Below are 23,543 nucleotides of genomic sequence, written 5' to 3' on the forward strand. Positions count from 1 at the left end.
CTTGGTCACCGTAGGCGAGGAGTGAGCCGCCTCACAAGCGCGGCACGGGCTCAGAGCGCGGCCAGCAGGTCCTTCCAGGCCGCGCGCCACCGCACGACGTCCTCCGCGGAGGCCAGGCCGGTGTGCGCGAGGGCCACCGTGGCGCGGCCACCGGCCTTGGCGCCGATGTTCGCGGAGACCCTGGACCCGTCGGCGAGGCGAGCCCGCCAGTAGCGCCACTTCGCGGTGGCGGCGGTGGTGGGCGGCTGCTGGAACGGGACGCCGCCGACCTCCGTGCGGCCGGCCATGAGCGCGCTCCACCGGGCGAGCGCCTCCTCCGGGGTGCCGGTCACGGTGCGGCTCGCGCTCGCCCCGAAGGTGCCGTCCCCGGCCTGACCGGGCCGGCGGGCGCCCGTGTGCTGCTCGTGGGCCACCGCGACGGCCTGCGCCCACCACTCGTGGTTGTCGACGGCGCCCTCGAGCTGCTCGGCCACTCGGCGGGCGAGCTCGGCGTGGCCCATCGTCCGGGCGCCGAGCTCGTCGAGCCGGGCCGTCCAGGTCTCCCACGGGACGCCGGTGGCCCGCGCGATCCCGGCGGTGCTGGTGCTGCGGGTGCTCATGGGACCCAGGGCAGCGGCGGCGCGCCGGGTCAGTCCCCGGCCGTGGGGCCGGGGCCGCCTGCCCCCGCGCCGAAGTCCGGGTCGGCGGGGTCCGCGGCGTCCCCCGCGCTCGGCACGCGCTGGCCGGCGTTGGTCTGGCCCAGGGGGTCCGGGGCCGTCTCGAGGTCGCGCGCCGGGGTGTCGGGGACGCCGACGTCGTCGGCCAGGTGCGGGTCGTCGGGGAGCTGGTCGCCGGAGGCGGGAGTCGTGTCCATGGGCCCCAGCCAATCAGTGGCTCCGCGTCCTGGCAAGGCCCCGATCAGGCGTCCTGCGGCGGGCGCGCATCCCCTGGATATCGCGGACAGCGAAGCGAATGGACAGGGTGCTGACAGTGGGTGGGAGGCGTGCCATAGTGGGGGCAGAGGCCCGTCCCGCGGGCCGCCCGCAGTTGTCGAGCCAGGCCGCCGCCCCGCGGCGGCCGGAAACACGGAGACGAACTCATGGCCACCCCGAACCAGCGCACCGCCCCCTACACCGTGCCCGGCCTGTCCACCGAGAACGGTCACGAGGTCGCCCAGACGCTCCAGCAGCGCCTGCACGCCCTCAACGACCTCCAGCTCACGCTCAAGCACGCCCACTGGAACGTGGTGGGCCCCAACTTCATCTCGGTCCACGAGATGCTGGACCCGCAGATCGAGCTCGTGCGCGGCTTCGTCGACGAGCTCGCCGAGCGCATGGCCACCCTGGGCGTGGGCCCCTCCGGGCTGCCGGGCGATCTCGTCCAGGCCCGCACCTGGGACGACTACTCGGTCCACCGCGCCACCGGCGTGGAGCACCTCGCCGCCCTCGACATCGTCTACAACGGCGTGATCGAGGACCACCGCGACGCGATCCAGAAGGTCGGCGAGCTCGACCCCGTCACGGAGGACATGCTCATCGGCCACGTCAAGGAGCTCGAGCTCTTCCAGTGGTTCATGCGCGCCCACCTCGAGAACAGCGGCGGCGACCTCCAGCACGGCGGCGCCCGCACGGAGCAGGGCGCGGCGGAGTCCGCCGCCCAGTAGTCCGCCCCGCGACCGTGGCAGCCCACGCCCGCCCCGGCCCCGCCGACCCCCGTGGTCCGCGGGGCCGGGGCGCGTTCACGGCCATGACCTTCAACGTCCGGCGTCCCCTGCCGAAGTACGGCCGGACGGCGCCGGACGCGTGGTTCACCCGGGCCCCCGCCGTGCAGGCCGTGCTCCGGGCCCACCGGCCGGAGCTGGTCGCCCTCCAGGAGGTCCTCCCGGAGCAGCTGCACCACGTCCGGCAGGCCCTGGGGCCGGACCACGTCCTCCTGGGCGGGGGCCGGGACGCCGACGGCGGCGGCGAGCGGTGCCTGCTGGCCGTGGACACCGCCCGCTTCCGGATCGAGCGCTGGCAGCAGCGGTGGCTGTCCGCGCTGCCGGAGGTCCCGGGGTCGAAGGTGCCGGGGGACCTCTTCCCCCGCACCCTGGTGCTGGCCGACCTCACGGACCGGCGCACGGGAGTGGCCTGGCGGGTGGGCGCCACCCACCTCGACCCGTGGCCGGAGCGGGCGCGACTGCGCCAGCTGGCCGCGCTCCAGGGCCTCCTCCTCGGGTGGGACGGCCCCCTGGTGCTCCTCGGGGACATGAACGCGGCTGCCGGCCGCTCCCGCACCTGGGACGCCGCGCTCGCCGGCGGGCTGCGGGACACCCTGCCCCCGGACGCCGCGGGGACCTTCCCCCGCTACCGGGAGCCCGGGGCCAGGACGGCGCGCCTGGACTGGATCCTGTACGGCGGCCCGGTCCGCGTGCTCGACGCCCGGGTCCTGGCCGAGCGTCCGCGCGGGGTGTGGGCCTCGGACCACTTCCCGGTGCGGGCCGAGCTCGAGCACGACGGCGGCCCCGCCTCCTGAGGCCGGGACCGCCGTGCCCGGCACGCGGCGCTCCCCAGGGCGGCGATCCGTGCTCCGCGTGCCATCCGCCGCCTCCCGGTGGTAGGAATGAGCCGTCCGCCCGGGAGCACCCGGCAGGTGCTCCGTGCGGCCGCCCTGCCGGTGCGCACCCGGTCGTGGGTGTCGTCCCACCCTGTGCACCCGGGACGGCCCGCCACCAGCACCGCGGGCCCGGCGTGCCGGGGTGGAGGACGTCCCGCCCCGGTCCGCGCGGGGCATCCATCGACAACGAACCGGCCGGCACGGACGTGCCGGCCAGGAGGTGCTCGTGACCTACACCGTGATCGCCCGGAGCGCGGACTCCCGCCTGCTCGGCGCCGCCACGGCGAGCTGCTCGCTCGCCGTGGGCAACGCCGTGCCGGCCCTCGTGCCCACCGCCGGGGTGGTCGCCTCCCAGGCGTGGACCAACCGGCGGCTGCGCTTCGAGATGCTCCGCACCCTGCACCACGGGGGCACGGCCGAGGAGGCGATCGCGGCCCTGACCGACGCCGACCCGGACCTGGCGCTGCGCCAGGTGGCCGTCCTGCCCGTGGCGGGGCCCGGCGCCCACCTCACCGGCAGCCTGTGCACGCCCTGGGCGGGGGGCGTGGCCGGGGCCGACTTCGTGGTGATCGGCAACTACCTGACCGGCCCGGAGGTCGTCGAGTCGATGCGCGCCGCGATGGACGAGGCGCTCACGGGGTCCGGGCCGACCAGCACCGAGATGGCCGGCGCGCTCCTGGCCTGCCTGCGCGCGGGCCGGGACGCGGGTGGGGACAGCCGGGGGCAGCAGAGCGCCGCGGTGCTCGTGGCCGACACGCTCGCGGGCTTCCAGTACCCCGTGCTGCTCGACGTCGACCTGCGGGCCGACAACTCGCCCACCCCGCTGGAGGACCTGGAGGAGATGCTCGCGCTGAAGGGCAGGGCCCACCCGGCGCCGGCCGAGGTGGTGCCCAGCACCGAGGTCCCGCACCGTCCCGAGGACGAGGGGCTCTGGTCGACGGTCCTGTCCTGACCTCCCTCGGGTGGGCGGCCCCCGCCGGGGTGGCCTACCCTCGGTCCATGAGTTCTCGTCGTGTCCTCCCGCCGGTGCGCTACGGCCCCGCGGCGGGCCTGACCGCGGTCCTCCTGGCGGGGGCGACGGTCCTCGCCGGCTGCTCCCCGGAGCCGGCCGGGCCGCCGGCGAGCGCTCCGGACGGGACCGGGGCGGCGTCGTCGGCCCCCGCAGCGCCGGAGGCGGCCCCGGACCGGCTGGAGGTCGTGGTCACCGGCGACGTCCTGCTCCACCCGGGGCTGTGGGCGCAGGCCGAGGCGGACGGGGACGGGGAGCTGGACTTCGGCCCGCTCGTGGAGGGCCTGCGCCCGTTCACGGAGGACGCCGGCCTCGCCGTCTGCAACATGGAGACCCCGTTCGCCGCGGCCGAGGGCCCCTTCTCCGGGTACCCCTCGTTCGAGGTGCCGCCGCAGATCGTCCCGGCGCTGGCGGACCTCGGCTACGACGCGTGCACCACGGCCTCGAACCATGCGGTGGACGCCGGCCCGGAGGGCCTCGAACGGACCCTCGACGTCCTGGCGGACGCCGGGATCGCGACCACCGGCACGTACCGCGCCGCCGAGGACGCGCGGGAGCCGCTGGTCCTGGACGCGGACGGCGTGCGGGTGGGCCTGGTGACCGGCACCTACGGGCTCAACGGCAACGTCCCGGACGCCGCGTGGCGCGTGGACCTGCTGGACGTCCCCGAGATGGTCCGCAAGGCGCGCGCGGCCCGGGCGGCGGGGGCGGAGATCGTGCTGGCCGCGGTGCACGCCGGCGAGGAGTACTCCTCGGCGCCCGACCGGCAGCAGTTCGAGGTCACGCACGCGCTCGCCGACAGCGGGGAGTTCGACTTCGTCTACGGCCACCACACGCACTCGGTGCTGCCGATCGAGAAGCGCGGGGACACCTGGATCGTGCACGGCCTGGGCAACAGCGTCTCGGAGCACGCCACCCGGGTGCCGGTCAACAACGAGGGCCTGACGGTCAGCATGTCCTTCGCGCGCGAGGACGGGGAGTGGGTGGCCGGGGACCCGGTGTGGACCCCGCACATCCTCACCCTGGACCCGATCCGGTGGTGCGCGCTGCCGGCCGAGGACGTCTGCCGCTCCCGCGAGGAGGACGCGGCGTCCCTGGCGCGCACCGCGCGGACCGTGGGGTCGATGGGGGCGGAGGCCGACGGCGCCCGCCCGTGGCGCCCGCTCGCCCTCGGTCCCGCAGGGGAGTAGCGCTCAGTCCCGGTCGAGGGTGACGAGCGCCTGCACCGGGGCGTGGTCGCTGGGGTGGCCCCCCGCGAAGCGGGCGGTGTTGATCGCGGCGCGGCGCACCCGGACGCCGGGGCCGGCCAGCACCCAGTCGATCCGCTCCTCGCCCTCCACGGCCTCGCCGTAGTCCGGGAAGGTGCCCCACGCGGGGGTGAGCCGTTCCTCGGCGGCCGTCCAGGTGTCGGCGAGCACCCCGGAGCCCACGAGCGTCTCGTAAGCCCCGGAGTCCCCCGCCTCCGCGTTGAAGTCCCCGGTGACCAGGGTGGGGGTGTGCGGGTGGAAGCTGTGCACGAGCTCGACCAGGGCCTCCGCGCTGCGGTCCCGGGCGGTCTCGGAGTCGTGGTCGAAGTGGGTGTTGACGAGCACGAGGTCGGTGCCGGTGCCGCGGTCCAGGAAGCGGCCCCAGGTGACGATGCGCGGGATGTCGTTGCCCCAGGTGGTGGAGCCGATGAGCTCCGGGGTGCCGGAGAGCCAGAACTGGTCCCACTCCACCAGCTCCAGGCGCCGGGCGTCGTAGAAGATCGCGGAGTACTCGCCCTTGCTGCCCCCGGCGCGCCCGTAGCCGACCATCCGGTAGCCGGCGGGCAGCGCCCGCTCCACCGCCGGCAGCTGGTGGTGGAGGGCCTCCTGCACCCCGAGCAGCGTGGGCTGCTCGAGCTGCAGCAGCCGCGCCAGCCGGGGCGCGCGGTCGGGCCAGTGGTCCGGGTTCCCGGCGTGCGTGCCGCTGTGGTGGAAGCGGATGTTGTAGCTCATCACGTGCAGGGCGCGGCCCGTGGCGGGACCGATGAGCGGCACCGCGGGATCGGCGACGCCGGGGGTCGTGGAACGGTCGAGAAGGACGGTGTCTGAGGACATCACTGCTCCAGGGTGGGGGAGTGCGGGGGCGTCGTCGTCCCATGGTGGACCGGGCGGCCCGACCACGGTGCCACCGAGGGGGAACCCCCGGTGATCATCCGGTGAACTCGTGGGGTCCTCCACGGGGACCGCGGCCCCGTGGCCGGCGGTGCACGGCTCAGGCATCGGTCACCGCCACGGGGAAGTGCCGGATCTGCCCGGCGGCGAGCTCGTGGACCTCGCCGTCGACGTTCACGCGCACGGGCTCGGCGGGGCCGGGGGCGAGGTAGAGCCGCAGCCCGGCGCGGGTGACCTCGACCTGGATGGGCTGGTCCCGGTAGCTGATCGAGAAGGACACCTTGGGCAGCTGCGGGGGGATCGCCGGGTGCAGCCACAGCATGTCGTCCCGGACCTCCAGGCCCGTGTAGCAGCGGGTGAGGATGTCCACGGAGCCGGCCATGGCCCCCAGGTGCACCCCTTCGCGGACCGTGTCCCCCTGGGCATCCACGAGGTCGCTGTTGAGCGCCCGGGTGAGGAAGGACCAGGAGCTGGGGCGGTCCCGGCGGGCCTCGACCCAGGAGTGCACCACGTTGGAGAGCGTGGACCCGTGCGAGGAGCGGTCGCAGTAGAAGGCGACGGTGGCCCGGACCGCCTCCGCCGGGAAGTCGTAGCCCATCTGCCCCAGCAGCTCCCGCAGCTCCTCCGCGGAGAACAGGTACAGCAGCATCAGGACGTCGGCCTGCTTGGCCAGCCGGTAGTCGTTCGTGGAGCGCCCCTCGGCGTCGAGGATGAGGTCGAGGCGCCCGATGTAGCCGTAGCGGGTCCGGTAGTCCTCCCAGGCGAGCTCCGGCAGCTCCTCGTAGCCCTCGAACTGGGCGAGGACGCCGCCGGCCAGGAACGGCACCCGCAGCCGGGTGCGGACCCGCTCCCAGCGGGCCACCTCGTCCTCCCGCAGGCCCAGGCGCCGCCACAGGGGCCCGCCGTAGTCCTGGCCGAGACGCTCGACCATCTCGACCGCCCGCGCGAGCAGCCACGCCGTCATGACGTTGGTGTAGGCGTTGTTGCGCAGCCCCGAGCCCGGCGCGCCCGGGGCGCCGTCGTGGAATTCGTCCGGGCCCATCACCCCCGTGATCACGTACCGGTCGTCCTCGGGGTCGTGCACCGCGAGGCTCGAGAAGAACCGGGCGATCTCCACCACGAGCTCGGCGCCCTGCTCGATCAGGAAGCGGGTGTCGCCCGTGGCCTGGTAGTACTGCCACACGCTGTGCGCGACCGCCAGCCCCACGTGGCGCTGCAGCCGCGAGTGGTCCGGGATCCACCGGCCGGTGCGGGGGTTGAACAGCGCCCGCGGGGTCTCCTCGCGGCCGTCGCTGCCGCTCTGCCACGGGAACATGGCTCCCTCGTGGCCGGCCGCGCGGGCCGCCGCCCGCGCCTCGGGCAGGCGCCGGTACCGGTAGGCCAGCAGCGCCCGGGTCCACTCGGGCCGGCGGAGGGTGAGCATGGGGTAGACGAACATCTCGTCCCAGAACACGTGGCCGCGGTAGCCCTCGCCGTGCAGCCCGCGGGGCGGGACGCCGGCGTCCAGGTCCGGGTGCGCGGCCGCCACCGACTGCAGGACGTGGAAGGTGTTGAGGTTCACGGCCAGGCCCTGCTGGCCGCCGGCGTCGGTGGCCACGGCGAAGGCGGACCACAGGGCCTGCCACGCGACCACGTGGGCGGAGAGCAGCTCGTCGAAGCCGCCCGCCCGCTCCAGCAGCGTGGACGCGGCGTGCGCGGGCGTGGCGATCGCCCGGTCCTGCGAGGTCACGAGGGCGACGACCTTCTCGACCCGCACGGCCCGCCCCGGGTCCATCCGCAGCCGCAGCTCGTGGCCCACCACGCCGGGCGCGGGCCGGGACGGGACCCGGGAGAGCAGCCGGTCCTCCGTGCCGCTGCGGAGCACCCGGGTGCGGGCGGCCACGGCGATCCGGACGCCGGACCAGGACGTGGCCACCTCGACCCGTGCGGTCCCGTGGCCCAGGTCCTCGAGCCGGGCGTCGGCCAGGTGCCGGCCGGCCAGGGCGGCGTGCTCCGCGACGTTGCGGTTGCGGACGTCGGCGTCCACGAGGCTGCGCACGGTCAGGGTCCCGCTCCAGTCCTCGGCCTCGAAGACCGTCTCCTGCCCCGCCAGATGGCGCTGGTCCTGGGAGACGAACCGGCGGGTGGTCACGCGGGTGGTGCGCCCGGCCTCGTCCCGGAAGCGCAGGGTGCGGGTCAGCACCCCGGTGCGCAGGTCGAGGTCCTGGTGGTGCTCCAGCACGTTGTCCGGGGTGGGCTCGAACCAGTAGCCGTCCTGGACGCGGTACTGCACCAGCAGCCAGTTGGGGGCGTTCACGAGGTCCTCGTGCTCCAGGACGAGACCGGCGGCCTCGGAGCGCAGCCGGTTGTAGACGCCCGCGAGGTAGGTGCCGGGGTAGTGCGTGCCGTCGGCCCGGGACTCGCTCGCGGCGCCGCGCACGGCCATGTACCCGTTGCCGAGGGTGCACAGCGACTCCCGCATCCCCTCGCGCGGCGGGTCGAGGTCGGCGTAGGTCAGGTTCCACGGGCTGCCCCCGCCGCAGCCGCCGGCCCAGTCGGAATCCCCCGGGGCGGTGGCGACCGGGATGTCGAGGTCCGTGAGGTCGTCCACCACGAGGTGGGCGCCGGCGGCGAGCAGCCGGCCCCGCCGGCCCGCGCCGTCGAGCCCCACGACGAGCCCGAAGCCGTGGGTCACGGCGGTCCGCACCAGGCGGTCGCTGTCGCTGACCACCACGATGTGCTCGGGCTCCACCGCCAGCCGGCGGGAGGCGAGCAGCAGGGAGGCGGCCGGCGGGTGCGGGTCCGGCCCGTCCCGCCCCGCGGTGCCGTCCCGCGGCGGATCGGCCGCGACCACGATGTCCGCCGGCGGTCCCGCGCCCAGCTCCGGGTGGGTGGTGACCAGGGCCGTGAGCACGCCCTCGGCGCGCAGGCGGGCGAAGAGCTCGGCGGCCCCCGCCTCGTGGCGCGGGTGCAGGACTCCGCCGGTGGGGCGTATCGGGACCGGGGCGGCGTCGTCGCCGGCGCGGGCGGTGTCGGCGGGGCCCGGTGCGGCCCCCGCCGGTGCGAGGGCGAGCACCACCGCTCCGTAGGTGCTCCTGCCGTGGACGGCAGGCTGCTCCAGGACGCCGCTCATGCGGTCATTGTGCCACCTGCCTCCGTCAGGAGCCGGAGGCGGGCGGTGCGTCAGTTGATGGTGCTGAGACGGATGGTCTCGGGCAGCCCCAGGATCTGCTCGATGACCTCCCGGGTCACGCCGTTGCCGGCGTCCGTGACGAGGTAGCCGGTGTCCCCGCGGGTGGACAGCTGCTGGCGGTCGATGTTGATGCCGTGGTCGCCGAGCACGCTGTTGACGGTCGCCAGCACGCCCGGGACGTTGCGGTGCAGGTGCAGGATGCGGGTGCCGTTGACGGCGGTGTCCAGCTGGACCTGCGGCATGTTCACCGACAGGGTCGTGGAGCCCGAGGTCGCGAAGGACGAGAGCTTCCCGGCCACGAACCGTCCGATGTCCACCTGCGCCTCCTGCGTGGAGCCGCCGATGTGCGGGGTGAGGATCACGTTGGGCAGGCCCTGCAGCACCGAGGTGAACGGGTCCCCGGCCACCTTGGGCTCGTTGGGGAAGACGTCCACCGAGGCGCCGGCGATGTGCCCGCTGACCAGGGCGTCGCGCAGCGCGTTGTAGTCGACCACCATGCCGCGGCACAGGTTCAGGAACAGGGACCGGGGGCGCATCCGCTCGAACTGCTCCCGGCCGAAGAGGTTGTTGTTGCTGGTGCGCCCGTCCACGTGCAGCGAGACGGTCTCGACCCGTTCCAGCAGCTCCTCCAGCGTGTCGCAGCGCTGGGCGTTGCCCAGGGGCAGGCGGTCCACCACGTCGTAGTAGTAGACCCGCATGCCGAGGGTCTCGGCGAGCACGGACAGCTGGGAGCCGATGTTGCCGTAGCCCACGATGCCGAGGGTGCGGCCGCGGACCTCGTGGGCGCCCTCGGCGGACTTGTCCCACACGCCCTCGTGCATGCCCTTGTTCTTGTCCGTGAGGTGCCGGGCCATCGAGATGATCTCGGCGATCGCGAGCTCCACCACGGACCGGGTGTTGGAGTAGGGGGCGTTGAAGCACGTCACGGCGTGCTCGGTGGCGGCCGCCAGGTCGATCTGGTTCGTGCCGATGCAGAAGGCGCCCACGGACAGCAGCTGCGGGTGGGCCTCGAACACCTCCCGGGTCACGTGGGTCTTCGACCGGATGCCGAGCAGCTCGACGCCCTCGAGGGCGTCGACGAGCTCTCCGGTGTCGAGGGCGCCCTTGCGGGTCTCGACCTCGATGCCCTTCTCGGACAGGATGCGTTCGGCCTCGGGGTGGACGTTCTCCAGGAGCAGTGCTTTCACAGTCGCCCAGTCTATGGCTACGGCGCAGGGGATCGCGACGCCGGGCGTCACCCCGCGGCCGATGTGGTCCGGATCACCGGGCTCCGCGGGGGGCCGTCCCGCGCGGAGCCCGTGGACGTTCCGCCGGCGGACGCAGGCCTACCGAGCAGTACTTCCACTGTTGCGGGCCGGCCGGTGACGGACGTGTGCCATCGCGAATAGCATCGCGAGCACCCCCTCAGGCGCGGCCCCGGGCCGCACCGGCAGCCCCATCCCCCAGGAGGACCAGCACATGATCCCTCAGCACCGAGACCCCGCGACCGCACGCTCCTCGGGCCGCCCGCGCCGCCGGCGCCGGACCGCGGCGGCGCTCGCGCTCGCCGTCGCCCTTCCCCTCGGTGCGGCCGCACCTGCCGCCGCGGACGCGAACTTCCCCGCCACGGAGGGGAGGACCAGCATCTCGAGCATCCTGACCCCCGACGACGTGGAGCGGGAGCTGCAGAAGCTGGAGCGGACCAGCCGCCACGGTGTCGACGCCTTCACCCTGGCCGAGGCCGGCATGGAGGTGAGCACCTCCGAGCAGGGCCGGGACCTGTGGGTCGCGACCGTCGGCTCGGGGACGGAGCACGTGTGGCTCCAGGGCCGGATCCACGGCAACGAGCCCTACGGCACCGACGCCCTGCTGAGCCTGCTCAAGGAGCTCGGCACCGACGGCTCGTCCGAGTACGAGCTGCTGCGCTCGAGGTTCACCTTCCACATCATCCCCATGTACAACCCGGACGGCGCCGAGGCCAACATCCGGCACACCGTCCTGTGGGACCAGGTCTCCGGCGCGCCGGAGGGCGGGACGCCGCAGCGCATCGACCTCAACCGCGACTGGACGGCCGAGGGCTTCGCGGCCGACGAGTCCCGCGCCTTCTACGAGTACTGGACGACGGTCGACCCGGCCTGGGGCGTGGACATCCACCACCAGGGCCTCAAGACGCAGTACGGGACCGGCGACGACGTCACCCTGTCCCTGGGCATCTCCCTCGCTCCCGGCGGACCGACCCTGCCGGGGCTCGAGGGCGGCGCCTACGACCGGCTCACCCGGCAGATGAACGTGCACGTCTACGACGAGCTATCGAAGTACGGCTCCATCAACATCGACCGCTACCAGGTGGGCGGCAGCTACGAGATCGACATCAAGGGCGGTGTCGTCTCGGCGATGATGCTCGGCCTGGACCACGGCGGGCTCAACCCCGAGGGGCACTCCCACCCGGTGGTGTTCTTCGAGACCTCGGGCAACTCCTCGGACGGCAGCCTCGGCCAGAAGGCCCGCGGCAAGAGCGTGCGGCAGAACGTGCTCGCCGTGAAGGAGCTGCTGCTCGGCCTGGCCACCGGGGAGGTCCAGCAGGAGGACCCGGAGCGCTGGGACGAGATCCCGCACGCCCCGGTCACCGGCTACCAGACCGACTACGCCGGGGTGATCCCGGTCGGCTGAGCCCGGCCGCCGGGGCCCGGCTGCTCCGGCCGGTCCGGGTGCATCATAAAGAGACGAAGCGGGACATCCGTCGGATGTCCCGCTTCGCCTGTGTGGTGCGCGAGGGGGGAGTTGAACCCCCACGCCCTTTCGGGCACACGGACCTGAACCGTGCGCGTCTGCCTATTCCGCCACTCGCGCTGATGGATCACAGCGGCGGACCGCTGTGGGCAACGACGACAATCCTACCCACAGTCGCCCCCGTTGGCCAATCGTGGTCTCCGGCCTGCCGTCAGTAGGCTTGCCGCATCCCGGTCAGGGGTCGACGAGGGCACACAGGGGGCACGGATGGAACCCGACAGGGAGAATCTTGAGGAGAAGCGCAAGGAGCTGGGCAGGACGGACGAGCCGCTCGAGGACGAGCTGGTCGAGGAGTTCGAGAACACGGTCACCGAGGGCGCGGAACGCCTGACCCGCACGTGGCGGGCGATGACCATCACCGGACTCTTCGGGGGCATCGACGTGGGGGTGGGCATCCTCGCCTACCTGGCGGTCAAGGAGGCCACCGGATCGGACCTGCTGGCCGGCGCGGCGTTCGGCTTCGGGCTGCTCGCGCTCCAGCTCGCCCACTCGGAGCTGTTCACGGAGAACTTCCTGGTGCCCATCTACGCCGTCGTCTCCCGGCACAGCACCTGGTGGCAGCTGGCGCGCTTCTGGACGGTGACCCTGCTGACCAACCTCCTGGGCGGATGGCTGTTCACCTGGTTGATCGTGGCGGGGTTCCCGCAGTTCCACGACGTCCTTGAGGAGTCGGCGACCAAGTACCTCGAGGGGGGCCTCACCGTGGAGTCGGCCGCTCTGGCGCTGCTGGCCGGCAGCACCATCACGCTCGGGACGCGGATGAGCCAGGGATCCAGCAACGAGGTGGTGCACACCGCCATCGCGCTCATCGACGGCCTGCTGGTCGTCGGGCTGGGCATGCTGCACGGCGCACTGAACTCGGCGGTCATCTTCGGGGCGATGCACGCGGGCGCCGACATCTCCTACACGGAGTGGCTGGTGTGGATGCTGTGGGTCATCCCGCTGAACATGGTGGGCGGGCTCGTCATCATCACGATGCCGCGGCTCATCCGCACGCTCGAGCTGATCATGAAGGAGCGCGGGCAGCAGGTGCGCGAGCACGCCGCCGACGGGCGGGTGGTCTGAGGCTCAGGCGACCACGAGCCCGGTGGTCAGGGCGAAGGCCCCCCACAGGCCCGTCAGGGCGAAGAGGGTGATCGGGGCGAGCAGCGCGATCTCCGCGGCCGAGCCGGCGTTGCCGATCAGCGGCACCGTGAGGAAGGACCGGTTCTTGTACACCGACCGGGGCAGGGGCAGCGGCATCCGCAGCGGGTAGAGCAGGTGGATCCCGCGCGTGGTCACCAGGTCCCCGGCCAGGTGGGCGACCACCCCCGTGGCCACGGCCGCGGCGAACCACCACTCGTGGGCGGGCGGGTGCAGCCCCACCAGGACGCCCAGCCCGATCCCCACGACCCAGTTGAGCTTCGCGACCCGGTCCGGCACGAAGGCGAGCACCTGCACCGCGAAGGCGATGAGGAGCACGGACATCACCGCGGCGAGCGGCCACACCCAGCCGAGGCCCTCGACCGGGATCCCGATCTTCTGCGCCGCGGCGGCCAGGCCGGTGAACACCGCCACGCCCAGCACGGAGTGGGTGCCGCGCCGGTGCCCGCCGGAGAGCCGGCAGATCCCGCGGGCCAGCCAGGTGGACAGCGGGCGCAGGGACCGGGCCACGGTCCCGTCCGGGTGGTCGAGGTCCGGCAGCAGGGCCGCCCCGGCGGTGACGAGCGCCCCGGTGAGCACACCGGCGTCGCCGACGTCCAGGACGCCCCAGCCGATCGGGACGGTGAGGTCCTGGAGGTGCAGCTGGTAGTCGGCGGTCAGCGCCACCCATGCGGCCGCCCCGCAGGCCGCATGGCTCGGTCCCATCATGAGAGTGATGTCCTCCTCGGATTTTCGGTGCGGTGGGGTCAGGGCGACCTCACCAGCGGAAACACTAGGGTCCCGGCCGGACAGCACAGCGCCGGGGACTGCCCGACGGGCGCCCGGTGACACCGGATCCCCCGGGTCCGTAGGCTGACGGCCAGGACTCCGCCGACGGAAGGACAGCGCCGTGCTCCGATCCGATCGCTCCGGTTCGGGGGCGCCCACCCTGCTGCTGCTCCCGGGGCTGCTGTGCACCCAGCGGCTGTGGGACCGGGCGCGGCCGCTGCTCGAGGCCTTCCACGACGTGCTCACGGTGGACCTGCCGGGCGTCGGCGGCGGCGACCTCCCGGAGGGAGCCGCCGACCTGGAGGCGTACGCGGACCGGGTGTGCGAGGTGCTCGACGCCGTGCGGGAGCACGGCGTCGCCGCCTACGCGGACCGGCAGATGCCCCGGACGTTCCGGGAGGACGCCCGCGAGGAGGACGTCGAGGCCGCGCTCCGGCAGGCCCGGGACTGGCCGGAGGACGCCGTGGTCCGGGCCCTGGAGGCCATGCGGGACCGGCCGGACCGCACACCCCTGCTGCTCGAGCACACCGAGCTGCCGGTGCTGCTCATCCAGGGGGACGACGACCCCGCGATCGACGCGCTCGACCCGGAGGAGGGCCATGTCACGCGGATCGTCACGGACACCGCGCACATGGGCGTGCTCACCGACCCGCACACCTTCGCGGGCATCGTGCACGGCTGGGTGGCCGACGAGCTCGAGCGCTCTGCCTGAGCGGGCCTCGTCGGGGAGCGGGGCGTCAGGGGGCTGCCACGGACCGCCACCCCGCGGAGTCCACCTCGACGACGACGGGTGCCCGGCCGCGCACGCTCCGCCGCCGCAGCGCCGCCTCGATGTCACCCGCGGGGGCGGCGACCACGAAGGTCTCGCCGCGGAACAGGTCGGCCGAGTCCTCGACGAGCGAGACCAGCTCCTCGGCGCCGCGGGCCGTGAACCGCTCGGCCACGCGCAGGCGCGCGGTCCACGGCGGGGGAGGGACGGCGTCGTCGAGGAGGACGGCCGTGGCCGGGCACTGCAGGTCGGTCATGACCTCAGTCTTCCCCTCGCGCCGCGGCGGGGGAAGGCGGGAGCCGCAGAGCACGGCCACCGGTCCCGGCCGACCGCTCAGTCCAGGGACTTGGGCCGCCACGGCAGCTGCTGGTCGCAGCCGGGGGTGAGCCAGGCCTTCACGAAGCCGCCGGACTGGTAGATGAACTCCCGCAGGTGACCCCGCGGCACGGCCGGGTAGTCGAAGGAGAGCACGTCCAGCTCCCCGGCGTAGCAGCGTTCCAGCAGCAGGCGGGAGCGGGCGACGTGCTGACGGTAGGTGAGGGCGCTGACGTGCTCCCACCCTCGCTGCTCGCTGAGTGCGCGCAGCTCCATGGCCTCGCCCTGGGTGGTCGAGGGGTCGGGGCGGAAGCAGATCACCTCGTAGTCCTGCTCGCCGCCCCCCGCGCAGGTCTGCGCGGCCCGCGTGTAGTACACCCGGCCCGAGGCGTCGCCGAGGTCGCCGGTGCCGGGGTTCGCCACGACCAGCACGGGCGCCACCCCGGCGTCCATGAGCCGCAGCGCCTCGGCCATGCGGGTCCGGTCCGGCGGGCCCAGCACGAGCAGGGCGTCCGAGCGCGCCGGGACGTCGGTCCGGGGGTGCTGGAACGCCGTCCAGCCGGCGACCAGCCAGACCAGGAGCAGCGCGAGCACCGGGACGAGCACCCAGGTCGCCCGGGCAGAGCAGTGGACGGGGCGGCGGGTGGTGCGGGCACTGCGGGGCATCGGGGCCGCTCCTCGCCGGTCGTGGGGACGGAGTCCGGATCAGCCGACATTGTCGCACCCGCCGCTGGGCGCGGCCGCCGTGTGACGGGCCGAGACCGCCCGGGCGGGCCGGTGCGGGCCTACGATGTAGCACGCCGGTGCGGTGCGCGCGGGCGTGCCGCGCGGACGTGCCGTGCGCACGGCAGGTCGAGGACCGAGGAGGACGGACCGCATGACGGTGGAGGACGAGACCGGGGTGCTGTGCCGGGTGCCCATGCGCTGGGGCGACATGGACCCGTACGGGCACGTGAACAACGTGGAGGTCGTGCGGCTGCTCGAGGAGTCGCGGATCGCGGCCCTGGGCGTGCCCGTGGGCACCGGCGACCAGGTGGAGCCCCCGCTGATCCCGTTCTTCTCCGCGCTGCCGGAGGGCACCCAGGCGCTGATCACCGAGAACCGGATCAGGTACCTCCGCCCCCTCGAGTACCGCAACACGCCGGTGGAGGTCCGGGTGTGGGTCGTCTCCGCCCGCGGCGGGTCGCTGACGCTGGGCTTCGAGATCACCGACGTGGTCTCGCGCCGGGCGTGCGTGCGGGCCGAGACCCAGCTGGCGTTCTTCGTGCCCGCCACGGGGACGGTGCTGCGCATCTCGGCGGAGCAGCAGGAGCTCCTCGCCCCGCACGCGGGCCCGCGCGTCTTCCGCTGACCCGCGCGCCCCGCGGCGGGGTGCTCAGGCCTCCGTGCGCGCCCGGTGGGCCGCCTGCGAGCGCCGGTACTGCGCCGCGAGCCGGACCGGGGCGTTGGGCGCGCCGAAGCCGGAGTACCCGTTGCGGCGCTCGACCACCTCGAAGAACACCGTGCCCAGGGTCTCCGTGTAGAAGTGCAGGAACTCGCCCTCGGCGTCCCGGTCGTAGAGCAGGTGCAGCTCCTGCAGGGACGCCAGGAACCCGGCGTCGAGGTCGAAGCGGGCGTCGAGGTCCTCGTAGTAGTTCTGCGGCACGGGCAGGAACCGCAGCCCGCGCCGGCGGGCGCGCCGGGCCGCGGCGAAGACGTCCGTGCAGGACAGCGCCACGTGCTCGGGGTAGGCCGCGCCCACGAAGGAGCCCTGCTCCGCGGCGGCCGGGGCCACGTTGAGCGGCATCCGCACCGCCCCGTTGGCCGAGCGCATCACCTGGCTGCGCACCAGCCCCGAGGGGCCGGGGACGTCCTGGGCGGCCTGCGCCTCCAGCGCCAGCACCGAGGTGTAGAACAGCACGGCCTCGTCGTAGTGCTGCCACGGCTGGGCCATGTTGACGTGGTCCACCCCGGTGACCAGGGCCCCCGTGTCGAGCTCTTCGTCCGCGCCGAACTCGCCCAGCCACCCCGGGACCCCGTCCGCCGTGCGCTCGCAGAAGAAGATCTCCGTGCCGTCCGGGGCGAACACCCCGCGCAGGACCTGCTCGTCGTCGCGCTGGGAGCGGGGCACGGGCAGGGCCTTGAGCCGGGCGGCCCGGTCGACGGCGGCGTCCGGGTCGGCGACGTCGAAGCCGAGCGCGGCGACCTCGGTGGGGGAGCCGTCCGGGACCGCGTCGTTGACGACGACCCGCACCGGTCCCTGCACCCACACCTGCACGTTCTCCTTGGACTGGTGGTGCCCGCCCAGGGCGAAGCCGAGCTGGTGCAGGAGCCGGGTGGTCTCGCCGAGCCGCCCGGTGCGGATCTCCACGAAGTCGTGGCCGGCCGGCTCCTCGACCGCGGGCAGCGGCTGGAGCTCGAGCGTGTCCCGGGTCCGCTCCCCGGCCAGGGCCCGTCGGGTCTGGTCCTCGAGCCAGCGCAGGGAGCGCAGCCCGTCCACCGCCGTGCGGTTGACGTCGGCCTGGCGGAAGGCGTCGTTGAAGATCTCCAGGGACACGGGGCCGTCGTAGCCGGCGCGGACCAGGTGGGACATGAAGCCGACCATGTCGAAGTCGCCCTGCCCGGGGAACACCCGGTGGTGGCGGGACCAGGACAGGACGTCCAGGTGCAGGAGCGGGGCGTCGGCCAGCTGCACGAAGAAGATCTTCTCCGCCGCGATGTCCTCGATCGGGGCCGGGTTCCAGGCGCGGGAGAGGATGTGGAAGCTGTCGAGGCAGGTCCCCACGCTCGGGTGGTCGGCGAGGTCCACGATCCGCTGGGCGCGCTCGAAGTCGTTGACGAACCTCCCCCAGGCCAGTGCCTCGTAGGCCAGGCGCACGCCGTGGCGCGCGGCGAGCTCGCCGAGCCGGTGCAGCTGCCCCGCCATGACCTCGTCGTCGTCGATCTCGGCCGTGGCCACGTTGGAGCACACGAGCAGGGTCTGCGTGCCGAGCCGGTCCATCAGCCGGAACTTGGCCTCGGCGCGCCGCAGGTTCGCGGCCAGCCGCTCGGGGCCCACAGCGTCGAAGTCCCGGAAGGGCTGGTAGAGGTCCAGGCTCAGGCCCAGCTGCGCGGCGAGCTCCCGGATCTGCTCGGGGGAGGAGGGGGAGACGACCAGGTCCTGCTCGAAGACCTCGATCCCGTCGAACCCGGCGGCCGCGGCGGCGTGCATCTTCTCCTCGAGGGTGCCCGAGAGGCAGACCGTGGCGATCGAGGTGCGCATCAGCGTGCCGCCCCGGCGGCGGCCGGCTCCGCGGCGCCCTCGTTCTCGGCGCCCCGGCCCCGGGCCTCGAGGGCGCGCAGCTCGGCGGCCTCGGTGCGCGAGGTGTGCAGCGCGTCGATCTCGTCGAGGGACTTCCGCGCCGTCTCCTTCGCGGTGAGCGCGGCGCCGCCGGAGATCAGGCACGCGACCGTGACGAACACGGCCACGCCCAGCCAGTTGTCGCCGGCGGGACCGGCCACGGCGGAGGCGAGGACGGGCGCGAAGCCGCCCGAGACGGCGAAGCCGATCTGGGTGCCCAGGGCCAGGCCGGTGACCCGGACCCGCAGCGGCAGCATCTCGGCGTAGAACGAGGGCCAGATGCTGTTGGCCATCGAGTAGAAGCACCCGGACATGACGGCGCCGAGCACGAAGATGAGCGGCCAGTTCCCGGCGTGGACCGCCGAGAGGTAGGGGTACATCAGCACGGCGGGGCCGAGGACCCCCGCGAGGAAGACGGGCTTGCGGCCGATGCGGTCGGCGAGCACGGCCACGACCGGGATCACGAACAGGGCGACGGCGTTGGCCAGCACGGAGACCCACAGCATGGTGGAGCGCTCGAGGCCGACCACGGAGGTGGCGAAGGAGAGCGACCACACCGTGAACACCACGTTGACGGTGTTGATCATGGCGGCAGCGGCGATCCGGACCACGGCGGCCCGGTGGTGCCGCAGGAGCACGCGCAGCGGGGACTCCGGCTGCTCGGCGGGGGTCTCGGCGCGGGCCTCCCGGAAGGCCGGGGGCTCCTCCAGGTGGCGGCGGATCAGGTAGGCCACCACCACGACGACGGCGGAGAGCCAGAACGGCACGCGCCAGCCCCAGCTGAACAGCGCCTCCTCCGGCAGGAGGCTGAACGGGATGAACACGGCGGTGGCGAGCAGGGTCCCGAACTGGGTGCCCTGCAGGGTCCAGCTGGTGGTGTACGCGCGGCGGTCCTCGTCGGAGTGCTCGAGCGACATGGAGATGGCGCTGGCCTGCTCGCCCGCGGCGGACAGCCCCTGGACCACGCGGCACAGCACGAGCAGCACCGGGGCCAGCATCCCCACCTGGTCGTAGGTCGGGAGGCAGCCGACGGCGAAGGTCGCCCCGCCGATCATGAACAGGGTCAGCATGAGCACGAACTTGCGGCCGAACCGGTCGGCCAGCGGACCCATGACCAGGGCCCCCAGCGGGCGGACGACGTACGCCACGCCCACGGTGCCCATGGCGAAGAGGATGGCCACGCCGGGGGACGTCTCGGCGGGGAAGAAGAGGTGGTTGAGCACCAGGGCGGCGGCGGTGCCGTAGACCGCGAAGTCGTAGTACTCGAGGGCGCTGCCGATCCAGCTGGCCAGCGCGGCCTTGCGGGGCGTCCGGCCGGAGGGCGGCGGGGCCGTGGTCCCGGCGGTCGTCGCTGCTGAGCTCATGGAGGTCCTTCGGGTCGGTCCACAACGCCATCTGGTTCTCATATTGTGGAAGTCACTGCTACTGTGTGATCATGATCTCTGTGAGCTGGTCCACATGTCAACCGCAGGACGAACGGAGCGCTGCTGTGCGAACGTCGATCAGAACCGCCTTCCCCGGCGCCAGGGGCCCCCGGTGACGGCCCCGGAGCCGGCGGGGGCCGCCCGCCAGGACATGGTGGGCAAGGCCCTCCGGCTGCTCGAGCTGCTGGGGGAGCACCCGGACGGGCTGACCGCGGCCGAGGCCACCAAGATCTGCGGCTACCCCTTCAGCACCACCTACCGGCTGCTCAACGCGCTCGTCCGGGACGGCTTCGCCGAGCTGCAGGAGGACAGGCGCTACGTCCTGGGGCTGAAGATCTTCCACGCCGCCCACAGCGTGGCCCAGCGCCTCGGGATCACGGGGACGGTCGTGCCCGTGCTCCGGCGGATGGTCGAGCGCACGGGGGAGTCCTGCCTCTTCGCCGTCCTGGACGGCGACCGCTTCCACACCCTCGCCAAGGAGGACGGGCCGGACTTCCGGGTCACCTCCGACCCCGGCTACCGCGGCGCGCTGCACTCCTCGGCCCTCGGGCTGTGCCTGCTCGCGTTCGCCCCGGAGGACGTGCGCGAGCACCTGCTCGGCACCATCGAGCTCGAGGCCCGCACCCCGGCCACGCTCACGGACCGGGACGAGCTGCGCCGGCGGGTCGAGCGGATCCGGCGGGAGGGCTGGGCCACCCAGGACCAGGAGCACGACGTGGGGATGGTCGCCGTCGCGGTGCCCGTCCTGCGGCCGGGCGGGGGCTGCATCGGCTCGCTCGCGCTGTCCGCGCCGGTGTTCCGGCACCGGCTGGAGGACCTCGTGGACATGGTGCCCGCCCTCCGGGAGGCGGCCGGCGAGCTGGGTGCGCGGCTCACGGGCTGAGCGGCCGGGGCGGGCTCAGGGGACGGACTGGCCCCGCGCCGCCGTGAGCAGCGCGTACCAGTCCTCGTGGCCGAGCCGGGACGCGAGCTCCTCCGCCGCGGCGCACGCGGCGATCCGCTCCGGGTCGGTGGTCCCCAGCACCGGGCGGATCCCGCCGGGGTGCTTCATGAGCCACGCGAGGACCACCGCCTCGCCGGGGACGCCGTGCGCCGAGGCGATCCGGTGGACCGTCTCGGCGGTGGCCGCGGCGTGCTGGTCCTCGGGCGGGATCGGCGCACCGGTGTACAGGCCGCGGGCCAGGGCGCCCCACGCCTGCACCTCGATGCCGTCGGCCGCACAGTACTCCAGGAGCCCCTCCGGGAAGGAGTGCTCCGCGCCCTCGGGGTGGTTGGCCAGGATCTGCTGCTCCACGAAGCTCCGGTGCCGCAGGCTCAGCTCGAGCTGCACCGCGGTGACGGGCGTGCTGAGCACCTGCTGGTAGCGGGACACCTGGCGGGTCGACATGTTGGACAGGCCCACGGAGCGGATCAGCCCCTCCTTGCGCAGCTCGTCCAGGGTCCCCGCGACCTCCCGGGGATCGGCCAGGGGGTCCGGCCGGTGCAGCATGAAGCGCTCCACGGAGTCCACGCGGAGCCGGCGGAGGGACCCCTCGAGGCCGCGCCGGATCGTGTCCCGGTCCAGCCGGTAGTGGGTCGGCGCGCCGGGTGCCGCGGTGTTGCCCGGCAGGCGCACCCCGCACTTGGTCTGGAGGCGCACCCTCCGGCGCAGCTCCGGGTCCTCCGCGAGGAGCTCGCCGAAGACCTCCTCGGACTTGCCGTGGGCGTAGATGTCGGCGTGGTCGAAGTCGGTGATGCCGGCGTCCAGCGCCGCGTGCACCGCGGCCCGGGCACGGTCCACGGTCCCTGCGCTCGGCGGGGCGTCGTCCCACGACCCCCCGATGGTCATGCAGCCGTAGATCAGGCGCGAGCTCATGAACGGTCCTCTCCGTCGGGCACCCCGGCGTCCCGGGCGGGGCTCTGCTGCTCCAGGCGCTGCTGCTCGGCGGACCAGCGCAGGCGGGCGGCCGCCGCGTAGGCGGCCCCGGACTCCTTCATCCGGCCCGCGCGCTCGTAGAGCCGGCCCAGGGCGGTGAAGCACTCCGCCTGGTCCGTGGCCGTGGCCTCGGTCTCCTGGTAGAAGTCCAGCGCCCGGTTGTAGGCCGTGATGGCCTGGGTGTGGCGCTCGCCCAGCTCGTACACCCGTCCCAGGTTGACGTGGCACTGCGCCTGGTCCTGCGCCTCGTGCGGGGCGTCGAGGTACTGGCCCAGGGCGTCGAGGAGGTGCTCCTCCGCGTCGTGGGCGCGGTCCAGCTCGAGCAGCAGGCTGCCCAGGATCAGGTGCGTGCGGGCCAGGTGCTTGCCGCTGCCGGGGATGCGGCAGAACAGCCCGAGGGCGCTCTCGTAGGCGGTGACGGCCCGGCCGGGGCGGTTCATCCCCAGGTAGAGATGGCCCAGGTTGTAGTGGCAGGCGGCCTGCTCCTGGAGGGAGTCGCCCTCCTCCTCGAAGAGCACGATGGCCTGCTGGTAGGCGGTCTCGGCCTCGTCGAGCCGTCCGCGGTCCTCGGCGTCCAGGGCCCGGGTGAAGAACCCGTGCCCGTCCTGGGTGTAGCTCATGCGGAGTCCTTTCTCGGCCGGGTCCTGCGGGGGTGTCGGCGGGCTACGCGGGGTGCGGGTCCTGCGGGCGCGGGGCCCGGCGGCCCAGCGCGAACCACAGTCCCGCGCCGGCGACGGGGAACGCGAGGATCACGAGCAGCCACAGCAGGCGCAGCACGGGATCCAGGGCCGGGCTGCGCAGCAGGGAGACCGTGGCGGCCACCATCAGCACGACGACGACCGCTCCGGCCACCGTCGCACCGCTCTCCCACGCCCCCGTCCGCACGGCCTCGGCGCCGCCGGCCGCGAGGGCGGTCCAGGTGCTCATGCATCGATCCTCGCACCGTGGGCCCGGGCGGACAAGGGCGGGCGACCCGGCGCGCCGGTCCCCGGTCCCCCGTAGAGTGGAATGCGCCACAGCTCAGCACGCTGATAAAATGTGGCTGTCGACTGCAACCCCGAGGAGAGTCCACGATGTCCACCTCCGACGACCGCCCGTACGACCAGGAGTCCGCCCACGAGGAGCCCACCGCCGGGCGCGCCGGCGGGCGGGACGCGGACGACACCGGGGTGGAGCGCCACCCGCCCAGCTCGGCGACCGAGCTCTGGGACCACAACGCCTACGGGCGGGAGGACGGCGACATCGGCGGCTCCGCGACCTCGGGTGCCACCGACACCCGCGACCCGCGCGGCGGGGCTCCCGCCTACAACATCGACGCCGGGGACGACGACGCCGTCCGTCACGGCGACGACTCAGGCCGCGACGACGGCTCGCCCGTGCGCGGGACCGGCGAGTCGCTGACCGGGGCGGACGCCACGGCCGGCCACGACCGCGAGAGCGTGGGCGACGATCGGTCTGACGACCGGCGCGACCACGGCCGGCGCGACGAGCCGTCCGGCGCCGGCGGAGGGGCCTTCGACCAGGAGGCGACCGGCCGGGACGCCACCGGCCGGGACGCCACCGGCCGGGACGTCACCGGCCCGGACACCGCCGACCTGGACACCGTGGAGCGGGACGCCACCGGCCCGGACACCACGACCCGGGACACCACGGACCGGGACACCACGACCCGGGCCGGGGCGGAGCGCGGTGCCGGCCGCCACGCCGCCGGGGACGCGACCGGTGACCTCGGGGGCGGTGGTCGCCCCGGCGAGACCCCCTCCGTGGTCCGGCACGAGGAGCGGCTGCAGGTCGGGACCGAGCGCGTCGAGTCCGGGCGGGCCCGGCTGCGCAAGTACGTGGTGGAGGAGCCGGTGCGCGCGGAGCAGACCCTGGCGTCCGAGGACGTCGAGGAGGTCCGCACCCCCGTCACCGAGGAGGAGCGCGAGGCGTTCCTCGCCGGCCGGGAGCTGCCGGTGGGGGAGGACGAGGTCATCCTCTACCGGGAGGTGCCCGTGGTGCAGACGGTGCGCGTGCCCTACGAGCGGGTGCGCCTGGTGGTGCGCCGCACGGAGCGCACGGAGGTGGTCGAGGAGACCGTGCGCCAGGAGCGGGTCGACGTCGAGGAGGACTGAGCCCCTCCGTCCCGGACCCCCTCGGCCACGGCGCCGAGGGGGTCCGTTCCGCTCCGTCCGGGGAGTCCGCCCGGGGCGCGGTCGGCTGTTCACCCAGCGCGGAGGCGGGTCCGG

Annotated in this window: 23 protein-coding genes and 1 tRNA gene; 10 read left to right on the top strand and 14 right to left on the bottom strand. The window is 74.2% G+C overall.

Going from position 1 to position 23,543, the window contains the following annotated elements; genetic code table 11:
- Nucleotides 1–50: 50 nt before the first annotated feature.
- A complete protein-coding gene (locus ACZ2G1_RS15535) occupies nt 51–599 on the bottom strand; it encodes a hypothetical protein (protein WP_470377119.1) in 549 nt (182 codons plus the stop codon).
- 29 nt (nt 600–628) lie between these two features.
- The gene (locus ACZ2G1_RS15540) at nt 629–853 is read right to left on the bottom strand and encodes a hypothetical protein (protein WP_017834082.1); all 225 of its coding nucleotides are present in this window, start codon (nt 851–853) and stop codon (nt 629–631) included.
- A gap of 225 nt (nt 854–1,078) precedes the next feature.
- Between ACZ2G1_RS15540 and ACZ2G1_RS15545 the strand changes: the two genes are divergently transcribed.
- From ACZ2G1_RS15545 to ACZ2G1_RS15560, 4 genes are all read left to right on the top strand, one after another.
- Complete coding sequence (locus ACZ2G1_RS15545; protein ID WP_176337966.1) at nt 1,079–1,642, top strand: Dps family protein; 564 nt, start codon at nt 1,079–1,081, stop codon at nt 1,640–1,642.
- A 14-nt stretch (nt 1,643–1,656) separates the two neighbouring features.
- On the top strand, nt 1,657–2,493 hold the full coding sequence (locus tag ACZ2G1_RS15550) for an endonuclease/exonuclease/phosphatase family protein (protein WP_470377120.1): 837 nt from the start codon (nt 1,657–1,659) through the stop codon (nt 2,491–2,493).
- Between the two features lie 307 nt (nt 2,494–2,800).
- The gene (locus ACZ2G1_RS15555; protein WP_017834079.1) at nt 2,801–3,526 is read left to right on the top strand and encodes a DUF1028 domain-containing protein; all 726 of its coding nucleotides are present in this window, start codon (nt 2,801–2,803) and stop codon (nt 3,524–3,526) included.
- Between the two features lie 47 nt (nt 3,527–3,573).
- Nucleotides 3,574–4,773, top strand: coding sequence for a CapA family protein (locus tag ACZ2G1_RS15560; RefSeq protein WP_368828373.1), 1,200 nt, complete (start codon nt 3,574–3,576; stop codon nt 4,771–4,773).
- A 3-nt stretch (nt 4,774–4,776) separates the two neighbouring features.
- Here ACZ2G1_RS15560 and ACZ2G1_RS15565 read toward each other — a convergent pair whose 3' ends face one another.
- From ACZ2G1_RS15565 to serA, 3 genes are all read right to left on the bottom strand, one after another.
- Nucleotides 4,777–5,664, bottom strand: a complete 888-nt coding sequence (locus tag ACZ2G1_RS15565) for an endonuclease/exonuclease/phosphatase family protein (protein ID WP_017834077.1) — start codon at nt 5,662–5,664, stop codon at nt 4,777–4,779.
- Between the two features lie 157 nt (nt 5,665–5,821).
- The gene (locus ACZ2G1_RS15570) at nt 5,822–8,833 is read right to left on the bottom strand and encodes a glycosyl hydrolase family 65 domain-containing protein (RefSeq protein ID WP_470377121.1); all 3,012 of its coding nucleotides are present in this window, start codon (nt 8,831–8,833) and stop codon (nt 5,822–5,824) included.
- Nucleotides 8,834–8,883: 50 nt separating this feature from the next.
- Nucleotides 8,884–10,080: a phosphoglycerate dehydrogenase gene (gene serA / locus ACZ2G1_RS15575; RefSeq protein WP_017834075.1), complete on the bottom strand. Its 1,197-nt coding sequence runs from the start codon at nt 10,078–10,080 to the stop codon at nt 8,884–8,886.
- 271 nt (nt 10,081–10,351) lie between these two features.
- On the opposite strand from serA, the gene ACZ2G1_RS15580 reads away from it, so the two are divergent.
- Nucleotides 10,352–11,542: a M14 family zinc carboxypeptidase gene (locus ACZ2G1_RS15580; RefSeq protein WP_470377122.1), complete on the top strand. Its 1,191-nt coding sequence runs from the start codon at nt 10,352–10,354 to the stop codon at nt 11,540–11,542.
- 93 nt (nt 11,543–11,635) lie between these two features.
- Here the strand turns inward: ACZ2G1_RS15580 and ACZ2G1_RS15585 are convergent.
- Nucleotides 11,636–11,722: transfer RNA gene (locus ACZ2G1_RS15585), tRNA-Leu, on the bottom strand.
- A gap of 147 nt (nt 11,723–11,869) precedes the next feature.
- On the opposite strand from ACZ2G1_RS15585, the gene ACZ2G1_RS15590 reads away from it, so the two are divergent.
- The gene (locus ACZ2G1_RS15590; RefSeq protein WP_470377123.1) at nt 11,870–12,727 is read left to right on the top strand and encodes a formate/nitrite transporter family protein; all 858 of its coding nucleotides are present in this window, start codon (nt 11,870–11,872) and stop codon (nt 12,725–12,727) included.
- 3 nt (nt 12,728–12,730) lie between these two features.
- On the opposite strand, the gene ACZ2G1_RS15595 is transcribed toward ACZ2G1_RS15590, so the two are convergent.
- Nucleotides 12,731–13,513: a metal-dependent hydrolase gene (locus tag ACZ2G1_RS15595; RefSeq protein WP_017834072.1), complete on the bottom strand. Its 783-nt coding sequence runs from the start codon at nt 13,511–13,513 to the stop codon at nt 12,731–12,733.
- Nucleotides 13,514–13,694: 181 nt separating this feature from the next.
- Between ACZ2G1_RS15595 and ACZ2G1_RS15600 the strand changes: the two genes are divergently transcribed.
- The gene (locus ACZ2G1_RS15600; RefSeq protein WP_109268591.1) at nt 13,695–14,285 is read left to right on the top strand and encodes an alpha/beta fold hydrolase; all 591 of its coding nucleotides are present in this window, start codon (nt 13,695–13,697) and stop codon (nt 14,283–14,285) included.
- 25 nt (nt 14,286–14,310) lie between these two features.
- Here ACZ2G1_RS15600 and ACZ2G1_RS15605 read toward each other — a convergent pair whose 3' ends face one another.
- Both ACZ2G1_RS15605 and ACZ2G1_RS15610 read right to left on the bottom strand, forming a co-directional pair.
- Nucleotides 14,311–14,598, bottom strand: a complete 288-nt coding sequence (locus tag ACZ2G1_RS15605) for a hypothetical protein (RefSeq protein WP_035925795.1) — start codon at nt 14,596–14,598, stop codon at nt 14,311–14,313.
- 77 nt (nt 14,599–14,675) lie between these two features.
- Entirely contained in the window at nt 14,676–15,323 is a 648-nt protein-coding gene (locus ACZ2G1_RS15610; protein ID WP_115162264.1) for a YdcF family protein, read from the bottom strand.
- A gap of 211 nt (nt 15,324–15,534) precedes the next feature.
- On the opposite strand from ACZ2G1_RS15610, the gene ACZ2G1_RS15615 reads away from it, so the two are divergent.
- The gene (locus tag ACZ2G1_RS15615; protein ID WP_109222271.1) at nt 15,535–16,008 is read left to right on the top strand and encodes an acyl-CoA thioesterase; all 474 of its coding nucleotides are present in this window, start codon (nt 15,535–15,537) and stop codon (nt 16,006–16,008) included.
- A gap of 24 nt (nt 16,009–16,032) precedes the next feature.
- Here ACZ2G1_RS15615 and ACZ2G1_RS15620 read toward each other — a convergent pair whose 3' ends face one another.
- Both ACZ2G1_RS15620 and ACZ2G1_RS15625 read right to left on the bottom strand, forming a co-directional pair.
- Nucleotides 16,033–17,898, bottom strand: a complete 1,866-nt coding sequence (locus tag ACZ2G1_RS15620; protein ID WP_426120783.1) for a bifunctional sugar phosphate isomerase/epimerase/4-hydroxyphenylpyruvate dioxygenase family protein — start codon at nt 17,896–17,898, stop codon at nt 16,033–16,035.
- Nucleotides 17,898–19,340 carry an MFS transporter gene (locus ACZ2G1_RS15625; RefSeq protein ID WP_470377124.1) on the bottom strand — a complete coding sequence of 481 codons (1,443 nt, stop codon included), beginning with the start codon at nt 19,338–19,340 and terminating at the stop codon, nt 17,898–17,900. Before ACZ2G1_RS15625 ends, ACZ2G1_RS15620 begins: the two co-directional genes overlap by 1 nt.
- A gap of 172 nt (nt 19,341–19,512) precedes the next feature.
- Between ACZ2G1_RS15625 and ACZ2G1_RS15630 the strand changes: the two genes are divergently transcribed.
- Nucleotides 19,513–20,283 (top strand): IclR family transcriptional regulator, encoded by a 771-nt coding sequence (locus tag ACZ2G1_RS15630; protein WP_126349817.1) that lies wholly within the window; start codon nt 19,513–19,515, stop codon nt 20,281–20,283.
- A gap of 15 nt (nt 20,284–20,298) precedes the next feature.
- Here the strand turns inward: ACZ2G1_RS15630 and ACZ2G1_RS15635 are convergent, their stop codons facing one another.
- The 3 genes from ACZ2G1_RS15635 to ACZ2G1_RS15645 are packed head-to-tail and all read right to left on the bottom strand — an operon-like array spanning nt 20,299 to nt 22,242.
- On the bottom strand, nt 20,299–21,255 hold the full coding sequence (locus tag ACZ2G1_RS15635) for an aldo/keto reductase (protein WP_109222268.1): 957 nt from the start codon (nt 21,253–21,255) through the stop codon (nt 20,299–20,301).
- Complete coding sequence (locus tag ACZ2G1_RS15640; protein ID WP_109222267.1) at nt 21,252–21,935, bottom strand: tetratricopeptide repeat protein; 684 nt, start codon at nt 21,933–21,935, stop codon at nt 21,252–21,254. Before ACZ2G1_RS15640 ends, ACZ2G1_RS15635 begins: the two co-directional genes overlap by 4 nt.
- A 43-nt stretch (nt 21,936–21,978) precedes the next feature.
- A complete protein-coding gene (locus tag ACZ2G1_RS15645) occupies nt 21,979–22,242 on the bottom strand; it encodes a PLDc N-terminal domain-containing protein (RefSeq protein WP_035925812.1) in 264 nt (87 codons plus the stop codon).
- Between the two features lie 146 nt (nt 22,243–22,388).
- On the opposite strand from ACZ2G1_RS15645, the gene ACZ2G1_RS15650 reads away from it, so the two are divergent.
- The gene (locus tag ACZ2G1_RS15650) at nt 22,389–23,429 is read left to right on the top strand and encodes a YsnF/AvaK domain-containing protein (RefSeq protein ID WP_207307502.1); all 1,041 of its coding nucleotides are present in this window, start codon (nt 22,389–22,391) and stop codon (nt 23,427–23,429) included.
- The last annotated feature ends 114 nt before the right edge of the window (nt 23,430–23,543 follow it).

Source organism: Kocuria sp. KKT182 (genome assembly GCF_055635395.1).